The organism is Sphingopyxis sp. GW821-FHT12F08 (assembly GCF_058806755.1).
The window spans coordinates 527,230-546,643 of the sequence record NZ_JBXAQA010000001.1; the positions used below are offsets into that span (position 1 = coordinate 527,230).

The following is a 19,414-nucleotide window of genomic DNA, read 5'->3' on the forward strand; positions in this document are numbered from 1 at the left end:
CGCGAGCCGGAGGCTCGCAGACCCCCTCATCCAAGTCCGCCTAATCGCTTCGCGATAAGGCTCCCTATCCTTCTCCCGCAAGGGGAGAAGGACTTTGCATTCCAACCTTGCTTCGGTAACCTTCGCGCCTTCCTCCGCGAAAGGCTCCCCATGATCCGTGCCGCCCTGCTCGCTTCGGCCCTGCTCGCCGCCCCGCTGCCCGCGCTCGCGCAGACCGACTGGTCGAAGGTCGAGATCCGCAGCGAAAACGTCGCGCCCGGCCTCGCGATACTGTTCGGCGCCGGGGGCAATATCGCGGTCAGCCACGGCGCCGACGGCACGGTCCTGGTCGACGACCAATATGCGCCGCTGACCCCGAAGATCGAGGCGGCGATCGCGGCGCTCGGCGCGACCCCCGCCAAATGGCTGATCAACACCCACTGGCACGGCGACCATAGCGGCGGGAACGAGAATTTCGGCAAGGCGGGCGCGATGATCATGGCGCACGACCATGTCCGCGAACGCATGGCGAGCGACCAGCTGGTGCGCGGCAAGCCGGTCCCGCCGAGCCCCAAGCAAGCGCTGCCGGTGCTCACCTATCACGACGGGATCACGCTCCACCTCAACGGCGATACGATCAAGGTGATACACGCGCCGCACGCGCACACCGACGGCGATTCGATCCTGCACTGGCGGGGCGCGAATATCTTCCACATGGGCGACCTGTTCTTCCACAAGGTCAGCCTGCCCTTCATCGACCTCGACAGCGGCGGGTCGGCCTATGGCGTGGTCGCCGCCGCCGACAAGGTGCTCGCGCTCGCCGACGACACGAGCGTGATCATCCCGGGGCACGGCCCGCTCGCGACCAAGGCCGACCTCGCGGCGTACCGCGCGATGCTCGCCGACGTGATCGCCGCGGTCGAAAGCGCCAGGGCGGCGGGCAAGACGCAGGACGAGGTGACCGCGATGAACCTCGCGGCGAAATATGAGATCAAGGGCGGCTTCATGCCGACCGACGGCTTCGTCGCGTCGGTCTTCAACAGCGAAAAAGGCCATCCGCGCGGCCACCGGCCGGACCGGTCGAAGGATGTGATGGGCGAACACGACCATGGCGAGGGGCCGCATTCGCACTGACACCCGTCAGATCGGCCCGATCTCGCCCCTGAGTTCGGCGATCAGCGCCGCGATCTTGGGCAGCCGCCCCTCCTCCTCGTCCAATATCGCGTGGAACGCCCGGCGCTTGATCGCAGCCAGTTCCTCGCCCGCCAGTGCGCCCTCGCCGGTGACGCTCGACGCGACGATATCGATCAGCCGGTCGGCGCCGTGGAGCCGCCCCCACAGATAGTCGTTCTCGCGGTAGGCGCGGCTGAAAAAGGCGCCGAAGGCGTTGAACTCGATCCCCTTGAGCATCGCCGCGGCGCCGCCGGTGCGGATCGCGGTCGCATCGGAGGGCGAGATGCGGTCGATCTTGATCGGGTCGAATTCGTCGAACCCTTCGCCCTGCAGCAGCGGCAAGGTCGCGATGTCGTAGAAGGGATAGCCGAGATAGGCGAGCAGCAGCGCGCGCCGGTCATCCTTGGGCAGCGCGCCCAGCCCTTCGGCGATCAGCGTATCGGCGGCGGCGTCGGCGCCGATCAGGTCGCGCCGCGCGGCGATGGCGTCGATCCACTGCCCGGCATCGGCGTCGGCGGGCACGTCGAGATCGGCGAACCAGCTGTAGCCCTCGCGCTCGAGATAGAGGCCGAGCGCGTCGTAGATGGTGTCGCGCATCGCATCGCATGCGGGATCGCGTCCATCGCGCTGCGCCTCGACCACCCGGTCGAGTTCGCGCGCGAGGAAGCGCAGGCGGCGGATACGAAAACCGAGGTCGTGCGTGCGGAAGAAGGTCACCGCGTCGCCGCTCGCCCCCGCCCCGCGCCTGCCCGAAATGCGGTCGAGCCCGCGCGCGCGCACTTCGTCCCAGATGTTCTGGCGGCGGATGCCGCGGTGGATGTCGCCTTCGGGCGGGACGAGCCGGTCGACGATGCCGACCAGTTCCTCGACCATCGCCGACAGCTTGAGATGGCCATAAGGCGAGAAGGCGAAGCCCGCGCGCGCGGCGGCCTCTTCCTGCGCCTTGGCGCGCCATTTGGCGAGGCGGGCGGTGGTCGGCGTGTCGAGGAAGAAGGTGGTGCCGAACAGCGCCGCCACCTGTTCCTCGACCTCGACCTTCATCGCGTCGACGATATATTGCATGCGGCGGATGCGGCGCGACATGCCTTCGATCGCCTCGACATTGTCGCGGATCGGCTGTTCGCGCGGGATTTCGGAAAGCGCGCCGAGGATCGTCGGCAGGAAACCGGGCAGGCGCGGCGTCTCGCCCTCCGCCGCCTCGCCGGGCGTGCCGATGCTGATCGCGCGATAATCGGGCTTGGGGTCGATGTAGATGAAACGGCGATCAACCTCACGCCGCGCCGGCCGCTGCTTGAGCGCGGCGATCGCCGGGCGGAAGGGCGCGTTGGCGAGCACCGAGCCGTCGATCAGCACGCGGTCGGCGGGGTCGCCGTCGCCGCCCGCGGGAAGCTGGGTGCGGATGAAGGCGTCACGGCCGGGCCAGGCGACGCCGCGCTTTTCGAGCACGGTGTCGAGCTCGCGCAGCGTGAAGGGCGGGAAGGCGCCGGGGAAACTCGCCGTCGCGCGCGCCGCCGCCGCGAGACCGGGGACGTCATCGAGCGGCTTGCCCGAGCGGCCATCGGCGCGAAAATGAAGGACGAGGCGATGCTCGTCCTCGGTCACGCGCGGCGGGCTGTTGAGCGACAGCGCCACGCGGTGCCCGGCAAAATCGGTGACCGACACGAACAGGTCGACGGGCTGCCCCGGCGGCACGAGTACCGGCCCCTGCGGTCCCTTCTCCATCGCGTCGAAGGCGTCGAGCAGCAGGTTCGAAAAAGTCTCGCCGCCGAAGGGCGGTTCGAACCAGCGCGCGCGCACGAAGCGCGACAGCTTCGCGCGCACCTCGTCCTGCGCGCCCTCGCCCACCGTGCGGTCGATGACGTTGCCGCGCTTCTTCATCATCCAGCCGGCGATCGGCACCGCCCAGAATTTGGTCGCCGCCGACAGCGGCCGCGCATCGGGATCGAGCAGGCTGTCGACGTCGGCGTCTTTCAGCCACAGCTCGGTCAGCGGGTCGAGCGATTGGCCGGTCGCGAGCGCGCGCGCGAGGAAGACGCCGTTGATCCCGCCCGCGCTCGCCCCCGCGACGATGTCGGGAAGCACGCGCAGCCGCGTTCCGCCGCGCTCGGCGATGGCGATCAACAGGTCGCGATAGACCGCGCCCGACCCGCGCTGGCCGCTGCCGTCGTGAAAAGCGCGCGACGCGGCGGCGAGCCGCCAGATCTCCTTGGTGACGCCGTGCATATAGACCGCCAGGCTGATGCCGCCGTAGCAAATCAGGGCAAACCGCAATTCCTTCTCGCGCATGGCCGGAGTGATAGCGCGATTTGGGGTGCGGCGTCACCCTTTGCGCTGAGGGGGCGGTTTGGGCGTGGGGAGCAGGCCTCAAGCCCCTCCTCTTCAGAGGAGGGGCAGAGAGACTTGGTCCGGCGCAGCCGGGCCTTTAGTCGAACGGGGTGGTGGCCGAGGGTCTAAGCCACGCCCGAGACCACCACCCCGCTGCGACTAACGAACAAGTTCGTAAGTCTCGCAGGCCCCTCCTCTGAAGAGGAGGGGCTGGGGAACGTCCGCTACCGCCCAAAACCCGCCATCCCCACCCGACGCCCGAAAATCCTTGCCTTTGCGAATGTGTCGCACTAGCGGCACGACAAACAGGAGTTGAGAATGAATCGCAAACTGCTCGCCGCCGCGCTCGCCGGCACCGCGCTGCCCTTCCCCGCCTTCGCGCAGGATGCGGCGCCGGCCGATGCCGACATCGGCAAGGAGGCGATCGTCGTCACCGCCGCGCGCACCGCGCTGCCGCCCAATGCGCTGCCGCTGACGATCGACATCATCGGCAAGGACAGCCTCGACCAGCAGCTCGCGATCTCGGGCTCGGTGACCGACGCGGTCGCGACGCTGACCCCCAGCTTCTCGCCGACGCGGCAGAAGCTCTCGGGCGCGGGCGAGACCTTGCGCGGCCGCTCGCCGCTCTATGCGATCAATGGCATTCCGCAGTCGACCCCGCTGCGCGACGGCAGCCGCGACGGCTTCACCATCGACGGCTTCTTCATCGACCGCGTCGAGCTGATCTTCGGCTCGAACGCCTTGCAGGGGATCGGCGGCACCGGCGGCATCGTCAACCAGGTCACCGTCGGCGCGCCCAGGGTCGACGGCCTGTCGGGCCGCGTGCTGATGCAGGGCACCGCCGACAGTGATTTTTCCAAGGCGGGCAGGGGCGGCAAGGCGGCCGGGTTGGTCCAGTATAAAGCCGGCCGCTTCGACGCGACCGTGGGCGCGGCCTATGAAATCCGCGGCGTCTTTTCGGACGCCAAGGGGCGCCCGATCGGGCTCAACCTGACGCAGGGCGAAACGCAGGATTCGAAGACGCTCTCGCTCTTCGGGCGTTTCGGCTACGAGGTCAGCGATACGATGCGGCTCGACCTGATCGCGAGCCGTTTCGAGCTGAAGGGCGACGGCGACTATGTCGCGGTTGCGGGCAATCGTGCGACCGGGCTGCCCACCGGCGCGGTGCGCGGCAATCCGCCGGGCGAACCGGCACAGAACCGCACCGAAAGCGTCGCGCTGTCACTCACCGACAGCGACCTCGGCGGCGGTAATTTCGTCAGCCAGATCTTCTTCAACCGCAGCCGCGATACCTTCGGCGGCGAAACGCGCGATGCACTGGGCCGCTACATCGCAACCTTCCAGGATCCGACGCTCGGTCCGATCGGCGATGTGTTCGACCAGTCGCAGAACCGCAGCCGCAAGCTGGGCGCCAAGATCAGCTATGAACGCGCGCTGCCGGGCTTCGAGGATCTGACGCTGACGATCGGCTTCGACGCGCTGGTCGACCGGACCGAACAGGCGCTGATCGCGACGGACCGCGTCTGGGTGCCGCCGAGCGACTTTCGCAGCCTTGCGCCCTTCGGCCAGGCGAACCTGAAACTGTTCGACGGTGTCGTCCGCCTCGCCGGCGGGGTCCGCTGGGAAAATGTCACGATCAAGATCGACGATTTCCACACCCTCGCGTCGACGACCTTCGTCGCCTGTTCGGCAACCGTCACGACCAATTGCGGCGTGTCGACCTATGGCGGCGTTGACGTCGCCGGCGGCAAGCCCAAGTTCGACGACCTGCTGATCAACGGCGGCGTCATCGTCGAGCCGTGGGACGGCATCCGCGCCTATGCGAGCTATGCCGAGGGCTTCACCGTCCCCGACATCGGCCGCATCACCCGCGCCGTGAACCGGACCGGGGTCGATATCGACACCTTCCTCGATATCGCCCCGATCATTTCGAACAACCGCGAGATCGGGATCGAATTGAAGCGCGGCCCGCTCGATGCCAGCGCAACCTATTTCTGGTCGTCGAGCGACAAGGGCCAGTTGCTGATCGCCCGCCCCGACCGCATCTTCGATGTCCAGCGGCTGCGCGTCGAAATCCAGGGGCTCGAACTCAACCTCGGCGTCCAGACGCCGATCGACGGGCTCAGGCTCAACCTCGGCTATGCACATCTGATCGGCCGCTTCGACAGCGACGCGGTACCCGACGGCATCGTCGACAGCGACCTCGACGGCACCAATATCTCGCCCGACCGCCTGAACCTCGCGGCGAGCTATGCGAGCGGTCCCTTCTCGGCCCGCATCCAGACGCAGGTCTATCTGAAACGCCGCTTCGACGGCAAGGCGCGCGCCGCCGACGACGCCAATCCGAACCACCCGCTCAAGCTCGCCGACAATGACTTCGGCGGCTATACGCTGACCGATGCCTCGATCCGCTACCAGACCGGCGTCGGCGGGCTCAGCCTGTCGGTGCAGAATCTCTTCAACAAGCAGTATATCGACTATTCGAGCGACACGCGGCTGCCGAACGATCAGCTGTCCTATTTCGCCGGCCGGGGGCGCAGCTTCACGCTCGGCTGGGATTATCGTTTTTAAATGATGGCGTTGCTCGACACGCTGCACCGCTGGACGGGAGGCCTGATCGGCCTCGTGCTCGTGCTGCTCGGGCTTTCGGGCACGATCCTGCTCTACGAGCATCTGTGGATCTGGGTGCCGGGCAGTGGCGACCCGCTGCGCGGCGACCTCGCCACGGTCGCCGCGGCCACCGAGCGGCTGATGGCGACCCCGGGCGCGCAGGGGATCATCTATGCCGACGCGCGCGTCGGGCTGCACCAGCTGCGCATCGGCAAGGAGGCGGGCGCCTATGCCAGCCAGTCGGGCGATATCGCCGTCCGCTGGGCGAGCCAGTGGGAGCGGCCCGAGCTCTGGATCTTCGATTTCCACCACCATCTCTTCGCCGGCGACAGCGGCGAATGGGTGATCGGCATCGCCGGGCTGTGCGGGCTGTTCTTCGTGATCAGCGGCGCGATCCTGTGGTGGCGCACGCGGCGGACCTTCCAGCTCAGGCTGTGGCCCAAGCGGATGAGCCGCCCGTCGATTATGTGGCATCACCGCGATATCGGCATCATCGCCGCGCCGCTGCTGCTGATCTCGATCGTCACCGGCACGATGATGATCTTCCGTCCCTTCGCGCTCGGTGTCGTCGCGCCCTTCGGTCCGGTCGCCGAGACCGCCAAGGCGCTCGAGCCGCCGAAATACAAGGGCGGCCCGCTCGCCGACAAACCCGGCTATGCCGCGATGCTGACCGAAGCGCGGCAGCGCTTCCCCGACGCCGAATTCCGTATCCTCAGCCTGCCGCGCAAGCCCGGCGACCCGATCAGCCTGCGGATGAAGCAGCCCGCCGAATGGCTGCCCAACGGCCGCACGACGCTGGCGTTCGATGCCGCGACCGGCGAGCTGCTCGCCGCGCGCGACGCACTGGCGCTGCCGGGCGGGGCGCAGGCATTCAACATGGCCTTCCCGATCCACGCGTCTAAGGTCGGCGGCTGGGCGTGGCGGATATTGCTGACGATCTCAGGCCTCGCGATGACGATGCTCGGCAGCTTTGCGGTATGGAGCTTCTGGTTCAAGCGGCCGAAGCCGGTGAAACGAACGCCGAAGCAGCCGACGCCGGTGACCTCATAAGGTTCACGCGGAGACGCGGAGGCGCGGAGAGGATACCCGAGCCCGTTCGTGCTGAGCTTGTCGAAGCACCGTTCTTTCTTGCTACGTCGAAGAGAAGGACGGCCCTTCGACAAGCTCAGGGCGAACGGTTCATTCAATGATCTCCGCGCCTCCGCGTCTCCGCGTGAACAAAATCTCCACGCCCTCCGCGCCTCTGCGCGCATCGCCCCTTCACCGCTTTCCTATTTTACCCGCCGCCCTATATCCTGCGCAGTCCCATGACCCGCGCCCGCGTCCTCCTGCTTACCGCCGCCCTCGGCCCGCTCGACTATCGCGTGCCCTATGGCAGCGAGGCGCCGCTCGGCAGCGTCGTCGTGGCGCCGCTCGGTCCGCGCAAGATGGGCGGCGTGGTGTGGGAGGACAGCGCGTTCGGCGCGCCCGAAGCCGTCGGCGACAATCGCCTGCGCAACCTCTACGAAGTCGTGCCCGTCCCGCCGATCCCCGCGCCGCTGCGCCGCCTCGTCGAATGGACGAGCGACTATTATCTCGCGCCGCCAGGCGCGGTGCTGCGCATGGTGCTGCCCGGCGCCGCCTTTTCGGACGCGCGCCGCCCGATCGTCGAATATCGCGCCACCGGCGAATTGCCCGCGCGGATGACGCCGCAACGCACCGTCGCGGTCGAAAAGATCGGCGACCGGCAGGGCATGGTGCGCGAACTCGCCGCGCTCGCCGAGGTCAGCGACGCGGTGATCCGCGGGCTCGTAAATGCGGGCGCGCTCGAGGCGGTGAGCGTGTCGGCCGACGCCCCCTATCCCGAACCTGATCCGGGCTTCGCCCCACCTGAGCTGTCGGACGAACAGACGGCGGCGGCGTCAGAACTCCGCGAAGCGGTCGCCGCCGCGAAGTTCGACACGCTGCTGCTCGATGGGGTCACCGGATCGGGCAAGACCGAAGTCTATATGGAAGCGATCGCCGCCGCGGTCGACGCGGGCAAGCAGACGCTCGTCCTGCTCCCCGAGATCGCGCTCACCGAACCGATGCTCACGCGCTTCGCCGCGCGCTTCGGCTGCGAGCCGGTGCCCTGGCATTCGGGGTTGCGCGCGACCGAGCGCCGCCGCGCCTGGCACGCGATCGCGAGCGGCGAGGCGAAGATCGTCGTCGGCGCGCGCTCGGCGCTGTTCCTGCCCTATGCCAATCTCGGCCTGATCGTCGTCGACGAAGCGCATGAGACGAGCTTCAAGCAGGAGGACGGCGTCCATTATCATGCGCGCGACGTCGCGGTGATGCGTGGGCATTTCGAGAGGCTGCCGGTGGTGCTCGCGAGCGCGACCCCCGCGCTCGAAAGCCTCGCGCAGGTCGAAGCGGGGCGCTATCGCCACATCAAGCTGCCTGCGCGCTTCGGCGGCGCGACGCTGCCCGACCTCGCCGCGATCGACATGCGCCACGATCCGCCCGACCGCGGCACCTGGCTCGCGCCGCCGCTCGTCGAGGCGCTCGCCGACCGCCTCGCCAAGGGCGAGCAGAGCCTGCTGTTCCTCAACCGCCGCGGCTTCGCGCCGCTCACCTTGTGCCGCACCTGCGGCCACCGCATCCAGTGCCCCAACTGCACCGCGTGGATGGTCGAGCACCGGCTGGTCCACCGCCTCGCGTGCCATCATTGCGGCCATGTGATGCCGCCGCCGCGGCTCTGCCCCGAATGCGAGGACGAGGACAGCCTCGTCGCCTGCGGGCCCGGGGTCGAGCGCGTCGCCGACGAGGTGGCGCTGCGCTTTCCCGAGGCGCGCGTCGCGATCGTCACCAGCGACACCCTTTGGTCGCCGGCGAAAGCGGCGGAATTCGTCGACAATGTCGAGGGTGGGCTGGTCGATATCATCATCGGGACGCAGCTCGTCACCAAGGGCTATCATTTCCCGAACCTCACCCTCGTCGGAGTGGTCGACGCCGACCTCGGGCTCGACGGCGGCGACCTCCGTGCCTCGGAGCGCACCTTCCAGCAGATCGCGCAGGTCGCGGGGCGCGCCGGGCGCGGAGTGAAGGCGGGGGCGGTGTTGATACAGACGCGTGTTCCCGACGCTCCAGTGATGGCGGCGCTGGTCGCGAACGACCGCGACGGTTTCTACGCCGCTGAGGCCGCGGCGCGGAGGTTCGCCGGCGCGCCGCCCTATGGTCGCTTCGCCGCGCTGGTCATTTCGTCGGAGGATATCGAGGTCGCGCGCGGCGTCGCCAAAAGGCTGGGCGACAAGGCGCCGGTCGCCGAAGGCCTCGCGGTCTATGGCCCCGCGCCCGCTCCGCTCGCGATGCTGCGCGGGCGCCACCGTTTCCGGCTTTTGCTTCATGCGCCGCGCAGTTTCGACCTGCAGGGCACGATCCGCGAGTGGGTGAACAGCATCGACTGGCCCGCAAAAGCGCGGCTCGCGATAGATATTGATCCATATAGCTTTGTATAGCCGCCCCAGCGCTTTACAGCGCCGAGGCGCGCTGGCACATCGCCCGATCTAGGGGAGGGTGCGCAGCATGATGAGCAAAACCGGTTTGGGCCGGATGGCGGGAATCGAGATATTCGGCAAGAGCATGACGGGCGGGAGCTGGATCGCTCCGCTGATTGCCGCAGCGATGTTCTTGCTGCTGTTTCAGCCGCAAGACGCCCGCGCCGAATGGCATCGGATCGAAACGCCGGAATTCGTACTCCAAGCCGACATGGAGCCGGAGGCGCTCCGCACGCTCGGCGTGCAATTGCTCGACCTCGACCTGCTGTTGAGACAGATGTTCGGCGTTTCCGGTCGCGGTCGGGGGCGTCGGGTCGAAATGATCATGTATGGCGACCATGAACAGCTGATGACAGAGGCCGGCATGCCGGGGTTTGCCGCCGGCTTTTTCGAAGCAAATCCGATCGAGAATTTCATCCTGCTGCCCGCGACGCCGGACCCCTCGGCCGGCTTCGACCCAATCGAAACGCTGCGCCACGAATACACCCATTATTTCATGCTGCGGCATGTCGGCAATTGGCTGCCCGGTTGGTATATGGAGGGCGCCGCCTCCTTCTTCGAGACCGCCCATCGCGGCACGGACGGCATGATGCGCTATGGCGCGGCATCACCGCAAATCACCGGCTTCCTCAAGGAAGTCGGCGGCATGGCCTTCGCCGAACTGGAACGCCCCTCGCGCCTCCTTTCCGATAGCGAGAAAATGGGCCGCTTTTACGCCCAAGGCTGGCTGGTCACGAGCCATCATTATATGGGCGGCAGCCAGGCGGCGAATATCGGCGCCTACCTCGATGCAAAGGCGAAGGGCGGGAAAGCCGATGCGTCGCTGCTCGCCGGGGGTGCGGCACAGCTTGACCGCGATCTCGACGCCTGGTTCGCAGCCGGCATGCCGCCCGAGAAGATTGCCGTCCTGCCGCCCGCCGATGCATCAGTCATCCGGTCGCGCGTCCTGACGTCGGGCGAGGTGGCGCTGGTCGGCATGCGGCTGGAACTCTACCGTCAGAAATCGACCGTCCGCAACTTCACCACCGGAGTGAAGGCACAGGAAGACATGCTGGCACGCATCGCAAAGATCGCTGCTGCGCATCCCGACGATCCGGTGGTCGGCGCCTTTTCCGTCAAGATGCTGCTCGCGTACGACAACGGGCATAGCCGCGCCGACGAACTCGACGCCATGCTCGGGCCCGCAGATACCACGGCGGACGATCGGATATTGCGCGCGCGAGTGATCACCCGCGGTGCCGACGAAGGCCCGCCGGCGCAATTCCCGAGCCGGATCGCCGCCGCCCGCAAGATGCTCGACGAGGTGCTACGGCAGGACCCCGGCAATATCGACGCGCTATACGCGACCTTCGAAAATATCCGCGAGGACGAAGGCGCATCGGACGCGGCGATCGCTTATCTGGCGAAGGCGCTGGCGATCGATCCCAACAATCATCAATGGACGCTGGAGCTGCTCGATCTCTATCTGCGCGATGGGCGTACGGAGGACGCTGTCGCGCTGCTGCGGCCCGTCGCCAACATCCCCCACGGGGGACCGGAGGAGGTCGAGGAGGCGATGGCCCGCATCAGATCGCTCGGCGGCGGATCCAGCTCGGCTCAATAATCGGGCTCTTCGCCGCCCAGCACCTGCGCCGCCTGCCCGCCGAGCCACGCCATCGCCGCCGCCCAGGGCTGGTGGCCGTGGCTGATCCGCGCGACGCCGAGCGCGGCGAGCTCCCGGTGCGTCGGGCCGGCCTTGCCGCGCAATATGTTCACCGGCAGTGGTGAGGCGTCGCAGATCGCGCCGATGCATTTGGGATCGAGCAGGAAAGGCACGAACAGCGACCCCGCGCCGGCATCGGCATAGGCGCGCGCGCGTTCGAGCGTCGCGGCGACCAGCGCGTCGCCGTCCTTGGCCGCGTCCCGTCCGAGGAACAGGTCGCAGCGCGCGTTGACGAAGAGGCCGGTATCGGCGGCGGCGCGGTAGCGCGCGGCGGCTTCGGCGGCCGGCAGCAGGTCCTTCTGCCCCGGCAGCCGGTCCTCCATGTTGATCCCCGCCGCGCCCGCTGCGCGCGCGCGCGCCACCGACGCGCCGACTGCCGCGGGGTCGTCGCCATAACCCGCCTCCATGTCGATCGTCACCGGCAGGTCGGTGACCGTCAGGATGCGCGCGAGATTGTCGAGCGCGTCGTCGAGCGGGAAATTCTCGCCGTCGGAAGACCCCTGTGCGCTGGCGACACCCCAGCTGCCCGTCGCGATCGCCTTCGCGCCCGCGGCCGCGACCGCCTTCGCGCTCCCGGCATCCCAGATGTTGATCAGGATCAGCGGATCGCCGGGGACGTGCAGCGCTTTGAACTGGGCAATCTTGTCGGTCATAGTGAACTCCCTTGTTGTCGATAAAGGTCGATGGGCGTGTCAGGCGATCATCACGGCGGGCGCCGATCCGAAGACCTGATCATAGCCGCTCTTCGTGTCCATATATTCGCGGATGCGCCGGACGCGCGCGCCCTGCATCTCGAAGATGAAGACATAGTCGAGCGCATAGGCGCGCCCGTTGGCGAGCGTCGCGCTCTGGCGCTGCTCGAAGACGACGCGTTCGCCCTCGGCGGTCAGCGACATCGGATCGATCCGCCTCCCGTTGCTGAACAGCCGCGGATAGTCGTCGAGGATGAAGCGGGTGATCGCCTCGGCGCCGACCATATGGTCGGTCACGCCGAGCGCGACCGCGGTCGCATTGCCCGCCGGCGCGCGCCATTCGGCATCGTCGGTCAGCACCGCACGGATGCTCGCCGCGTCGCGCGTCGCGAAGGCGCGCCAGACGGCGAGCGCGGCTTGCTTGCTATCCATCAGCCGCCGCCCCTCAAAATTCGTCGAGGCGCGGCTGCCCCGGCGCGCCTTCGCGCCGCAGCAGCTCGTCCTTGATCGGCAGGCCATAGGCATAGCCGCCGAGCGATCCGTCGCTGCGTACCACACGGTGGCACGGGATAAGCACCGCGACATTGTTCGCGCCATTGGCGCTGCCCGCCGCGCGCACCGCCCCGGGCTTGCCCACCGCGGCGGCGATATCGGTGTAGCTGCGCGTCTCGCCCGCGGGAATCTTGCGCAGCTCGCGCCACACCGCTTCCTGGAAGGCAGTGCCCTTCACGTCGACCGGGATATGGTCGAAGCCGTTCACCGGCGCCTCGACCGCGGCGACCACCTCTTTGAGCAGCGCTTCGAAGTCGTCACCGCCTTCGATCAGGTTTGCGGCGGGGAATCGCTCCTCGAGCGCCTCGCGCCCTTCGGCGAAGCTCAGCCGGCACACGCCCTTGTCGGTCGCTGCGACGAGCATGTCGCCGAGACTGGTCGGCACCACCGCCCAGTGGATCGTCGCGCCCTTGCCGCCATTGACCCACGCCGAAGCCGTCATACCCATGCGTCCCTCCATATTCTGATAGAATCGCGACGGCCCCGAAAAGCCCGCGTCGTAGATCGCGTCGGTCACCCTGCCGCCGCCGCTCAGCGCCTGCCGCGCGCGCTCCTCGCGCAAAGCGCGGGCATAGGCGGCGGGCGACAGCCCGGTGTGGCGGGTGAAGACGCGCTGGAAATGCGTCGGCGAATAGCCGGTGCGCGCCGCGAGGTCGGCGAGCGCGAGCGGCTCTTCGCTCGCCTTGATCGCGGCGATCGCCTTGATCACCGCGCTCTCGTCGCGTGCGACGTCGTCGGGCAGGCAGCGCTTGCACGGGCGCAGCCCCGTCGCGCGCGCCGCGGCGCCGTCGGCAAAGAAGCGGACATTCTGGCGCAAGGGATGGCGTGCGGCGCAGCTCGGGCGGCAATAGATGCCGGTGGTGAGCACCCCGGTGACGAAGCGGCCGTCCTGCGCCTTGTCGCGCGCCTGCACCGCTTCCCAGCGTTCGTCGTCGGTCATGGTGGAAAAGGCCATGGTCAATTCCTCTCGATCCGCGCGGCGAAGCAGCCGTGCGCGGCATTATGCGCGTCGATATAGGCGATGGACTCGCCCGCCAACAGGTCGCGGATCGCCGCGTCGGCCTCGCCCGGTCCCGCGAGCCGCGCGTCCTGCAGCATGCCGTCGGCGTCGAAGGCGCGGAGCGCGAGCGGGCGGCCTTCGAACACCGGTGGCGGCGTATCGACATAGGTCGCCGCTTCGACGCCCGGCCGGACATAGATGGCATAGGCGCTGCGATAGGGCGTCGCGACGTCGTGGCTGACATGGTGGAGCAGGATCAGCGCCTCGCCGGCGCGCGCGTCCTGAAGGCTGATGCGGCACGGGAAGCCGCGGTCGGCGGTGGCGGTGACGCGGCGGGCACCGACCGCGGCGAGCCCGGCATCGTCCATCGCGAAATAGGGCGCGAAGGGGTCGGGGTCGAGCCCGGTGATCTGGTAGGTCATGAGGGGTCCTTTCACTGCGTTGGAGCCCTTATGACCGGGTGCGGCGGCGGCCGCGTCCCGATGCTTGCGTTCAAAGTTTGGCGATGACGATCCTCCCCGGAACGGGGAGGGGGACCAGCGAAGCTGGTGGAGGGGCACTGGCGGTTTGCCTTGCCGGTGAGTTGGTGCACTTTCGCTGCGTCGCCGGAAATGAGCGGCTTGTCGGTTTGGCGCTGCGCAAACCTCCTGTGCCCCTCCACCACCCTTCGGGTGGTCCCCCTCCCCCGTTGGGGGAGGATCGCTCTTGTTCGCTCCCTCTCACCCGCAAACCGTATCACTGTATTATAACATTGACACACCATTGCCAATCCGCCACCTTCGCCACCGAACCCGGGGAGTCGGCAGCATGGCGACCATCGACGCATCCTTCGCATCCAGCCGCCCCGCGCGCGGCACCGACTGGCTCGGCCGCGCAGCGACCTTTTGCTACCTCAGCATCGCGGCGGGGCAATTGCTGTTCACCGCCTTCATCCTGCTCTTCTATTATCCCTCCTCGCTGTCGGGCGATTTCGCGGCGTGGAACGCCAAGCCGCTGATCAAGGGCTTCGTCCCCGGCGACACCGGCGGCAATCTCTTCTTCGCGGTGCATGTGCTGATGGCAGCGGTGATCACGCTTGGCGGCCTCGTCCAGCTGATCCCCGCGATCCGCAGCCGCTGGCCGGCGGTGCACCGCTGGAACGGGCGGCTCTATCTGATCAGCGTGCTGACGCTCGCGCTCGGCGGGCTGTGGCTCACCTGGGGGCGCGGCACCTGGCTCAACCTCGCGGGCGCGGTCGGGATCACGCTCGACGCGCTGCTCATCCTCGGCTTCGCCGCCCTCGCATGGCGCGCCGCCCGCGCGCGCCGCTTCGCCGAGCATCGCCGCTGGGCGATCCGGCTGTTCGTCGTCGCGAGCGCGGTGTGGTTCATGCGCGTCGGCTATATGGCGTGGGGCATCGCCACCGGCGGCGCGGGGATCGGCAAGGCGATGGACGGGCCGTTCGACATCTTCCTCGCCTTCGCCAATTCGCTGCTGCCGCTCGCCGTCGCCGAACTTTACCTGCGCGCCGGGGCGCATGGCACGCCGCTCGCCAAAAAGGGCGTCGCCGCGCTGCTGACCGTCAGCGGCGTCATCATCCTCGCCGGCAGCGCGGGCGCGTGGATGGTGATGTGGGGCCCCCATATTTAGGGCAGACTCCAGCTTGTCTTCGCGCGGCCAGCGGCTAGGTTCGCCGCCATGACCCGCCTCCTCGCGCTGCTGCTCGCCCTCTTCGCCCTGACCCCACCCGCGCGCGCCGACGATATCAGCGCCGCGTCGCGCAGCGTCGTGCGCGTCGTCACCGTCGCGATGGTCGACGGCGAGGTCGTCGGGTTCGGCCATGGCAGCGGCATCGCCATCTCGCCGACGCGCATCGTCACCAACGCGCATGTCGTCGAATCGGCGGCGCGCTATCCCGACAATGTCGCGCTCGGCGTCGTCCCGTCGGAGGGGCAGAAAAGCTACGCCGCCAAGCTGATCGCGATCGACACCAAGCGCGACCTCGCGCTGATCGAGATCACCGAGGGGCGCGTGCCCGCCGCCGCGATCTACTCGGGGCCGTTCGAATCGGGTGCCGACGTCGTCGCGCTGGGCTATCCCGGCAATGTCGACGCCGCGACCGCGCGCGGTGCGGGCGACTATATCACCCCGCGCACCCCGGTGCGCAGCGAAGGCAATCTCTCGAACACGCAGGGCGTCGACGGGGTCGCGATGCTCGTCCACACCGCGCAGATCGCGCGCGGCAATTCGGGCGGGCCGCTGGTCGACCAGTGCGGGCGCATCGTCGGCATCAACAATGCGATGACGCGTGCCGACGACGGCGATTCGCCCTTTTCCTTCGCGATCGCCAACCGCGAGCTGACGCGCTTCCTGACCGACGCGGGGCAGAATTTCGGCAGTATCGGCACCCCGTGCCTGACATTGGCCGAGGCCGACGCGCGCGACCGCGCCGCGCGCGACGCCGATGCGCGCGCCAAGACCGCAGCGAATGCCGACAAGGAAGCCGCCGCCGCGCTCGACCGCGAGCTGCGCGAGACGCGCGCCGACGAAGATGCGCAGGCGGCGCGCGAGAATCGCATGGCGCTGGCCGGCGTGCTTTTCGTGATCGGCGCGCTCGCGGCGGGCGCGGGGCTGATGTTCCACAATCAGAAGAATGTCCGCAACGCGAAGATCGCGGGCGGCGCGGGCGCGGCGCTGATGCTGGTCGCCGCGATCCTCTTCGCCACCCGGCCGAGCGCGCACGCCGACCTGCCCGCCGACACCAAGGCGGGGACGGCCGGCGCCGACCTGCCCCCCGCGCTTGTCGAGGGCAATCTGCTCTGCACGATCCACCCCGACCGCAGCCGCATCACCGTGTCCGAAACCCCCGATGTGCCGGTGGCGATCGGCAAGGACGGCTGCATCAACGGCCGCACCCAATATGCGCAAGGCAGCGACGGCCGCTGGCAGCGCATCCTGGTCCCCAATGAGGAGGCGACGGTGACGATCGCGTCGATCGACGGCGCGGGCACCGATTACCGCGTCGACCGCTATCTGCTCGATGCCGAGACGATGGCGAAGGCGCGCGAGGTCCGCGCGGGGGTCGAGATCAAGGGCTGCAGCGTCGCGCCCGACCAGCTCGCAAGCCTCGCGACCCAGCAGGACGCGATCCGCGCGGTCCTGCCCCCGTCGCCGAACGAGCGGCTGGTCTATTCGTGCCAGAAGCTGGCGAAGGGCGCGGTGGTCAGCCCTGCGGCGGCGCCTTGAGCCGCCAGCCGGCGCTGGGGTCGATCCAGCTATAGAGGCTCATCAATTCACCCGCGAGCTGGCCGTCGACGGTGCCGATACCCTGCTGCAGCGAATCGTCCGCGCGGGCAAAGCCGTAGGCGCAGACCTTGCGGTTCCACATCGCCTCGACCAGCGCCTCGCGAAACAGCAGGTAGAGGCGCCGGTCGCTGGCCGGCGCATAGGGCGCGCGGCTGCTGACGACGCGAAATCCCGCCATATAGCGGTCGTCGACGATCGTGCAGAGCGCCGCACCGTCGCGATCGAGCGCGAAGCGGACCTCGGCCGCATAGGCGGGCATATTGTCGAGCACCGACACTTGCCGCACTTCGACCCGGCCGTCGGTGCCGCTGCTGTACCAGGTCATGGCGCGACACGTTCGCGCCGCCGGGTCGGGTTCGGTGCACTGGACCTTGCCGCCCCGCCCTTCTGCAATCGGATCGGCGACCGGCTTCCACGCCGGATCGAGCCCGAAATCGGTCAGCAGCATCAGCGCGAGGGCGAAGGACATCATACTCTCCTCCCGCCCCGCCATCGCTCAAAAGCGTTGCGAACGCGTTAGCCCGGCGGCCGGGACAATCGCTCGACCCAGCGCGTCAGGATCGCCTGCGCGGGTGCGGTATAGGCGAGCTCGTGCCCCGCGCCCGCGACCAGCACGACCGTCGCGTCGGGCCGCGCCGCGCGCAGCCGCGCCAGATTGTCGGGCTTCACCAAAGTGTCGGCATCGCCGTGCATCAGAAAGACCGGCGCCTTCACCCTGGGCAGCTTCGCTGCATTGTCGAAGCGGTCGCGGACGAGCCCGCCGACCAGCGGCACCTGGCTCCGCACCACGTCGGGCAGGCTCGAAAAGCCCGAGACGAGCATCAGCGCCGCGACGTCGTGGCGCAGCGCCAGCTCGGTCGCCGGGCCCGAACCGACCGAATTGCCGACGACGATGACGTCGTGCGGCGCCACCCCCGCGCCGGCAAGCCAGCGCATCGCCGCTTCGCCATCATCGTACAGCCCCGCTTCGCCCGGCGATCCCGGATTGCCGCCGTAACCGCGATATTCGGCGAGCAGCAGCCCGGTGCCGCTCGCCGCGGGGCCGCGCGTTGCCTGGATCGCGCCGAGCAGATTGTCGCCGTTGCCGTGGAAGAAGAGCAAGGTCTTCCTGCCCGGCGCCGCGCGGCGGTAAAAGGCCGACAGGCGCAACCCGTCGTCGGTCTGCGTATGCACGAGCTCGAAGCCCGGCGGCGGCGCGGCGGGATATTGCGCCGGGGCGGGAAAGATGAAGCGGCGCTGCTGGGTATGGAGGATCGCCGTCGCGGCGAGCGCGAAGACGAGCAGGAAGAGCAGCAGGTTGATCGCGATCTTCACCGGCCGCCTCAGCCGAGACCCAGCGCCGCGCGGATTTGAAGCGCCGCCTCACGGGGTTCGACCACGCCGGTGTCGATCGCGATCGCGGGCGGCGGCAGCGGCGGATAAGCGAACGCCCCCGCCGCCTCCAGTTCGCGCAGCATCGCGAGCGACGAGAGTTTCCCGCCCGCCTGCCGCGATGGCGCCTCGACGCGCGCCGCGACCACCCCGGGCGCGCAGGTCAACGCGACGAAATCGACCCGGCTGCCCATGCCCTCGACCAGCGCCGCGGCGCGCACGGGGAAATCGGGCGCGACGCTCGCCTCGGGGTGGAAGGTGAAGATCAGCGGGCGGTCCTCGGCCACCGCCGCCGCGAAGACGTCGAGCCACATCCGCTCGCGCAAGGTCACGAAGCCCGGGCTGCCGAACGGAAACACCGCGAGCAGCGCATCGACCACCAGATGATTGTGGAACAAGGACAGCCCGGTGAGCGCCGCAAGTTCCTTCGCGACGGTCAGCTTGCCCGACGCCGCGGGGCCGTGGATGAAGACGAGCCTCATCCCCCGCACGCCTTGAACAGCATCAGCGTGCGTTCGCGCGCGAGTTCGCTCGACGCTTCGTGATAATCCTTGCGGCGGTCGCTGTTGAAGCCGTGGTTGGCGTCATAGACGAAGATCTGCACGGTCGGATGGTCCTTCGCGATCAGCGCCTCGACCCCCTCCATCGGGATGCCCGCATCGTAGCGGCCGAAATGCGCGACGGTGGCGCAGGCCGGCGCCTGGTCGGCGAACTGGGCGGGAACGAGGCTGCCATAATAAGAAGAGGCCGCGGCGAGGTCGGGGCTGATCTGCGCCATCCGCCACGTGACCGAGCCGCCATAGCAATAGCCGGTGATGAACACCGGCCCCCGGCCCTTGAGCGCATCGATGCAGGTCTGCGCATCCTTGAGGCTCTGCTCGAACGGGTGCAGCTCGCGCGCCAGCTGCACCGCGCGCTCGAACTGCGGCCCCGAATAATCGCTCTCGAACCCCGGATGCTCGCGGTCGAAGATCGCGGGGGCGAGCACCTCGTAACCGTCGGCGGCATATTCGTCGCACAGCTCGCGGATATGGTCGGTGACCCCGAAAATCTCCTGGATCAGCACCAGCCCGCCGCGGCGTTCGCCCTCGGCCTCGGCATGATAGACGGCGATCCCGGCGCCATCGTCCATCGTCATCCGGATCATCTCGCCCATAAGCTACCCCTCTTCCGTTCGGACTGAGCTTGTCGAAGTCCCGTCCTTCCTGGC

Annotated in this window: 16 protein-coding genes; 7 read left to right on the top strand and 9 right to left on the bottom strand. The window is 68.5% G+C overall.

The features are described from left to right. Positions 1-150: 150 nt before the first annotated feature. On the top strand, positions 151-1,113 hold the full coding sequence (locus AC1RNQ_RS02610) for an MBL fold metallo-hydrolase (RefSeq protein WP_493168690.1): 963 nt from the start codon (positions 151-153) through the stop codon (positions 1,111-1,113). 6 nt (positions 1,114-1,119) lie between these two features. Here AC1RNQ_RS02610 and AC1RNQ_RS02615 read toward each other — a convergent pair whose 3' ends face one another. Beyond that, the gene (locus tag AC1RNQ_RS02615) at positions 1,120-3,438 is read right to left on the bottom strand and encodes a patatin-like protein (RefSeq protein WP_493168692.1); all 2,319 of its coding nucleotides are present in this window, start codon (positions 3,436-3,438) and stop codon (positions 1,120-1,122) included. A gap of 357 nt (positions 3,439-3,795) precedes the next feature. Here AC1RNQ_RS02615 and AC1RNQ_RS02620 point away from each other — a divergent pair, with 357 nt between their 5' ends. The 4 genes from AC1RNQ_RS02620 to AC1RNQ_RS02635 all read left to right on the top strand — a co-directional run bounded on the left by AC1RNQ_RS02620 (position 3,796) and on the right by AC1RNQ_RS02635 (position 11,205). Next, a complete protein-coding gene (locus AC1RNQ_RS02620; RefSeq protein ID WP_493168694.1) occupies positions 3,796-6,048 on the top strand; it encodes a TonB-dependent receptor in 2,253 nt (750 codons plus the stop codon). Between the two features lie 3 nt (positions 6,049-6,051). Beyond that, the gene (locus AC1RNQ_RS02625) at positions 6,052-7,137 is read left to right on the top strand and encodes a PepSY-associated TM helix domain-containing protein (RefSeq protein WP_493169389.1); all 1,086 of its coding nucleotides are present in this window, start codon (positions 6,052-6,054) and stop codon (positions 7,135-7,137) included. 257 nt (positions 7,138-7,394) lie between these two features. Beyond that, positions 7,395-9,563, top strand: a complete 2,169-nt coding sequence (locus tag AC1RNQ_RS02630; RefSeq protein WP_493168695.1) for a primosomal protein N' — start codon at positions 7,395-7,397, stop codon at positions 9,561-9,563. Positions 9,564-9,630: 67 nt separating this feature from the next. Then, positions 9,631-11,205, top strand: coding sequence for a tetratricopeptide repeat protein (locus AC1RNQ_RS02635; protein WP_493168697.1), 1,575 nt, complete (start codon positions 9,631-9,633; stop codon positions 11,203-11,205). On the opposite strand, the gene AC1RNQ_RS02640 is transcribed toward AC1RNQ_RS02635, so the two are convergent. The 4 genes from AC1RNQ_RS02640 to AC1RNQ_RS02655 are packed head-to-tail and all read right to left on the bottom strand — an operon-like array spanning position 11,199 to position 13,970. Beyond that, positions 11,199-11,957, bottom strand: a complete 759-nt coding sequence (locus AC1RNQ_RS02640) for an isocitrate lyase/PEP mutase family protein (protein WP_493168699.1) — start codon at positions 11,955-11,957, stop codon at positions 11,199-11,201. The two genes, AC1RNQ_RS02635 and AC1RNQ_RS02640, sit on opposite strands and share 7 nt — an antisense overlap. 39 nt (positions 11,958-11,996) lie before the next feature. Next, positions 11,997-12,428 carry a nuclear transport factor 2 family protein gene (locus tag AC1RNQ_RS02645; RefSeq protein ID WP_493168700.1) on the bottom strand — a complete coding sequence of 144 codons (432 nt, stop codon included), beginning with the start codon at positions 12,426-12,428 and terminating at the stop codon, positions 11,997-11,999. 13 nt (positions 12,429-12,441) lie between these two features. Further along, positions 12,442-13,503, bottom strand: a complete 1,062-nt coding sequence (gene ada / locus AC1RNQ_RS02650) for a bifunctional DNA-binding transcriptional regulator/O6-methylguanine-DNA methyltransferase Ada (protein ID WP_493168702.1) — start codon at positions 13,501-13,503, stop codon at positions 12,442-12,444. A gap of 2 nt (positions 13,504-13,505) precedes the next feature. Continuing rightward, positions 13,506-13,970, bottom strand: coding sequence for a DUF1203 domain-containing protein (locus AC1RNQ_RS02655; RefSeq protein WP_493168704.1), 465 nt, complete (start codon positions 13,968-13,970; stop codon positions 13,506-13,508). Positions 13,971-14,355: 385 nt separating this feature from the next. Between AC1RNQ_RS02655 and AC1RNQ_RS02660 the strand changes: the two genes are divergently transcribed. After that, positions 14,356-15,177, top strand: a complete 822-nt coding sequence (locus AC1RNQ_RS02660) for a DUF2306 domain-containing protein (protein ID WP_493168706.1) — start codon at positions 14,356-14,358, stop codon at positions 15,175-15,177. Between the two features lie 48 nt (positions 15,178-15,225). After that, entirely contained in the window at positions 15,226-16,773 is a 1,548-nt protein-coding gene (locus AC1RNQ_RS02665; protein WP_493168707.1) for a S1C family serine protease, read from the top strand. On the opposite strand, the gene AC1RNQ_RS02670 is transcribed toward AC1RNQ_RS02665, so the two are convergent. From AC1RNQ_RS02670 to AC1RNQ_RS02685, 4 genes are read right to left on the bottom strand one after another with little or no spacing between them, the layout of a single operon-like run. Then, on the bottom strand, positions 16,751-17,305 hold the full coding sequence (locus AC1RNQ_RS02670; RefSeq protein ID WP_493168709.1) for a hypothetical protein: 555 nt from the start codon (positions 17,303-17,305) through the stop codon (positions 16,751-16,753). The two genes, AC1RNQ_RS02665 and AC1RNQ_RS02670, sit on opposite strands and share 23 nt — an antisense overlap. A 44-nt stretch (positions 17,306-17,349) precedes the next feature. Then, a complete protein-coding gene (locus tag AC1RNQ_RS02675; RefSeq protein ID WP_493168711.1) occupies positions 17,350-18,147 on the bottom strand; it encodes an alpha/beta hydrolase in 798 nt (265 codons plus the stop codon). 8 nt (positions 18,148-18,155) lie between these two features. Next, positions 18,156-18,686 carry an AAA family ATPase gene (locus tag AC1RNQ_RS02680; protein WP_493168712.1) on the bottom strand — a complete coding sequence of 177 codons (531 nt, stop codon included), beginning with the start codon at positions 18,684-18,686 and terminating at the stop codon, positions 18,156-18,158. Beyond that, a complete protein-coding gene (locus AC1RNQ_RS02685) occupies positions 18,683-19,360 on the bottom strand; it encodes a dienelactone hydrolase family protein (protein ID WP_493168714.1) in 678 nt (225 codons plus the stop codon). Before AC1RNQ_RS02685 ends, AC1RNQ_RS02680 begins: the two co-directional genes overlap by 4 nt. Between the last annotated feature and the right edge of the window lie 54 nt (positions 19,361-19,414).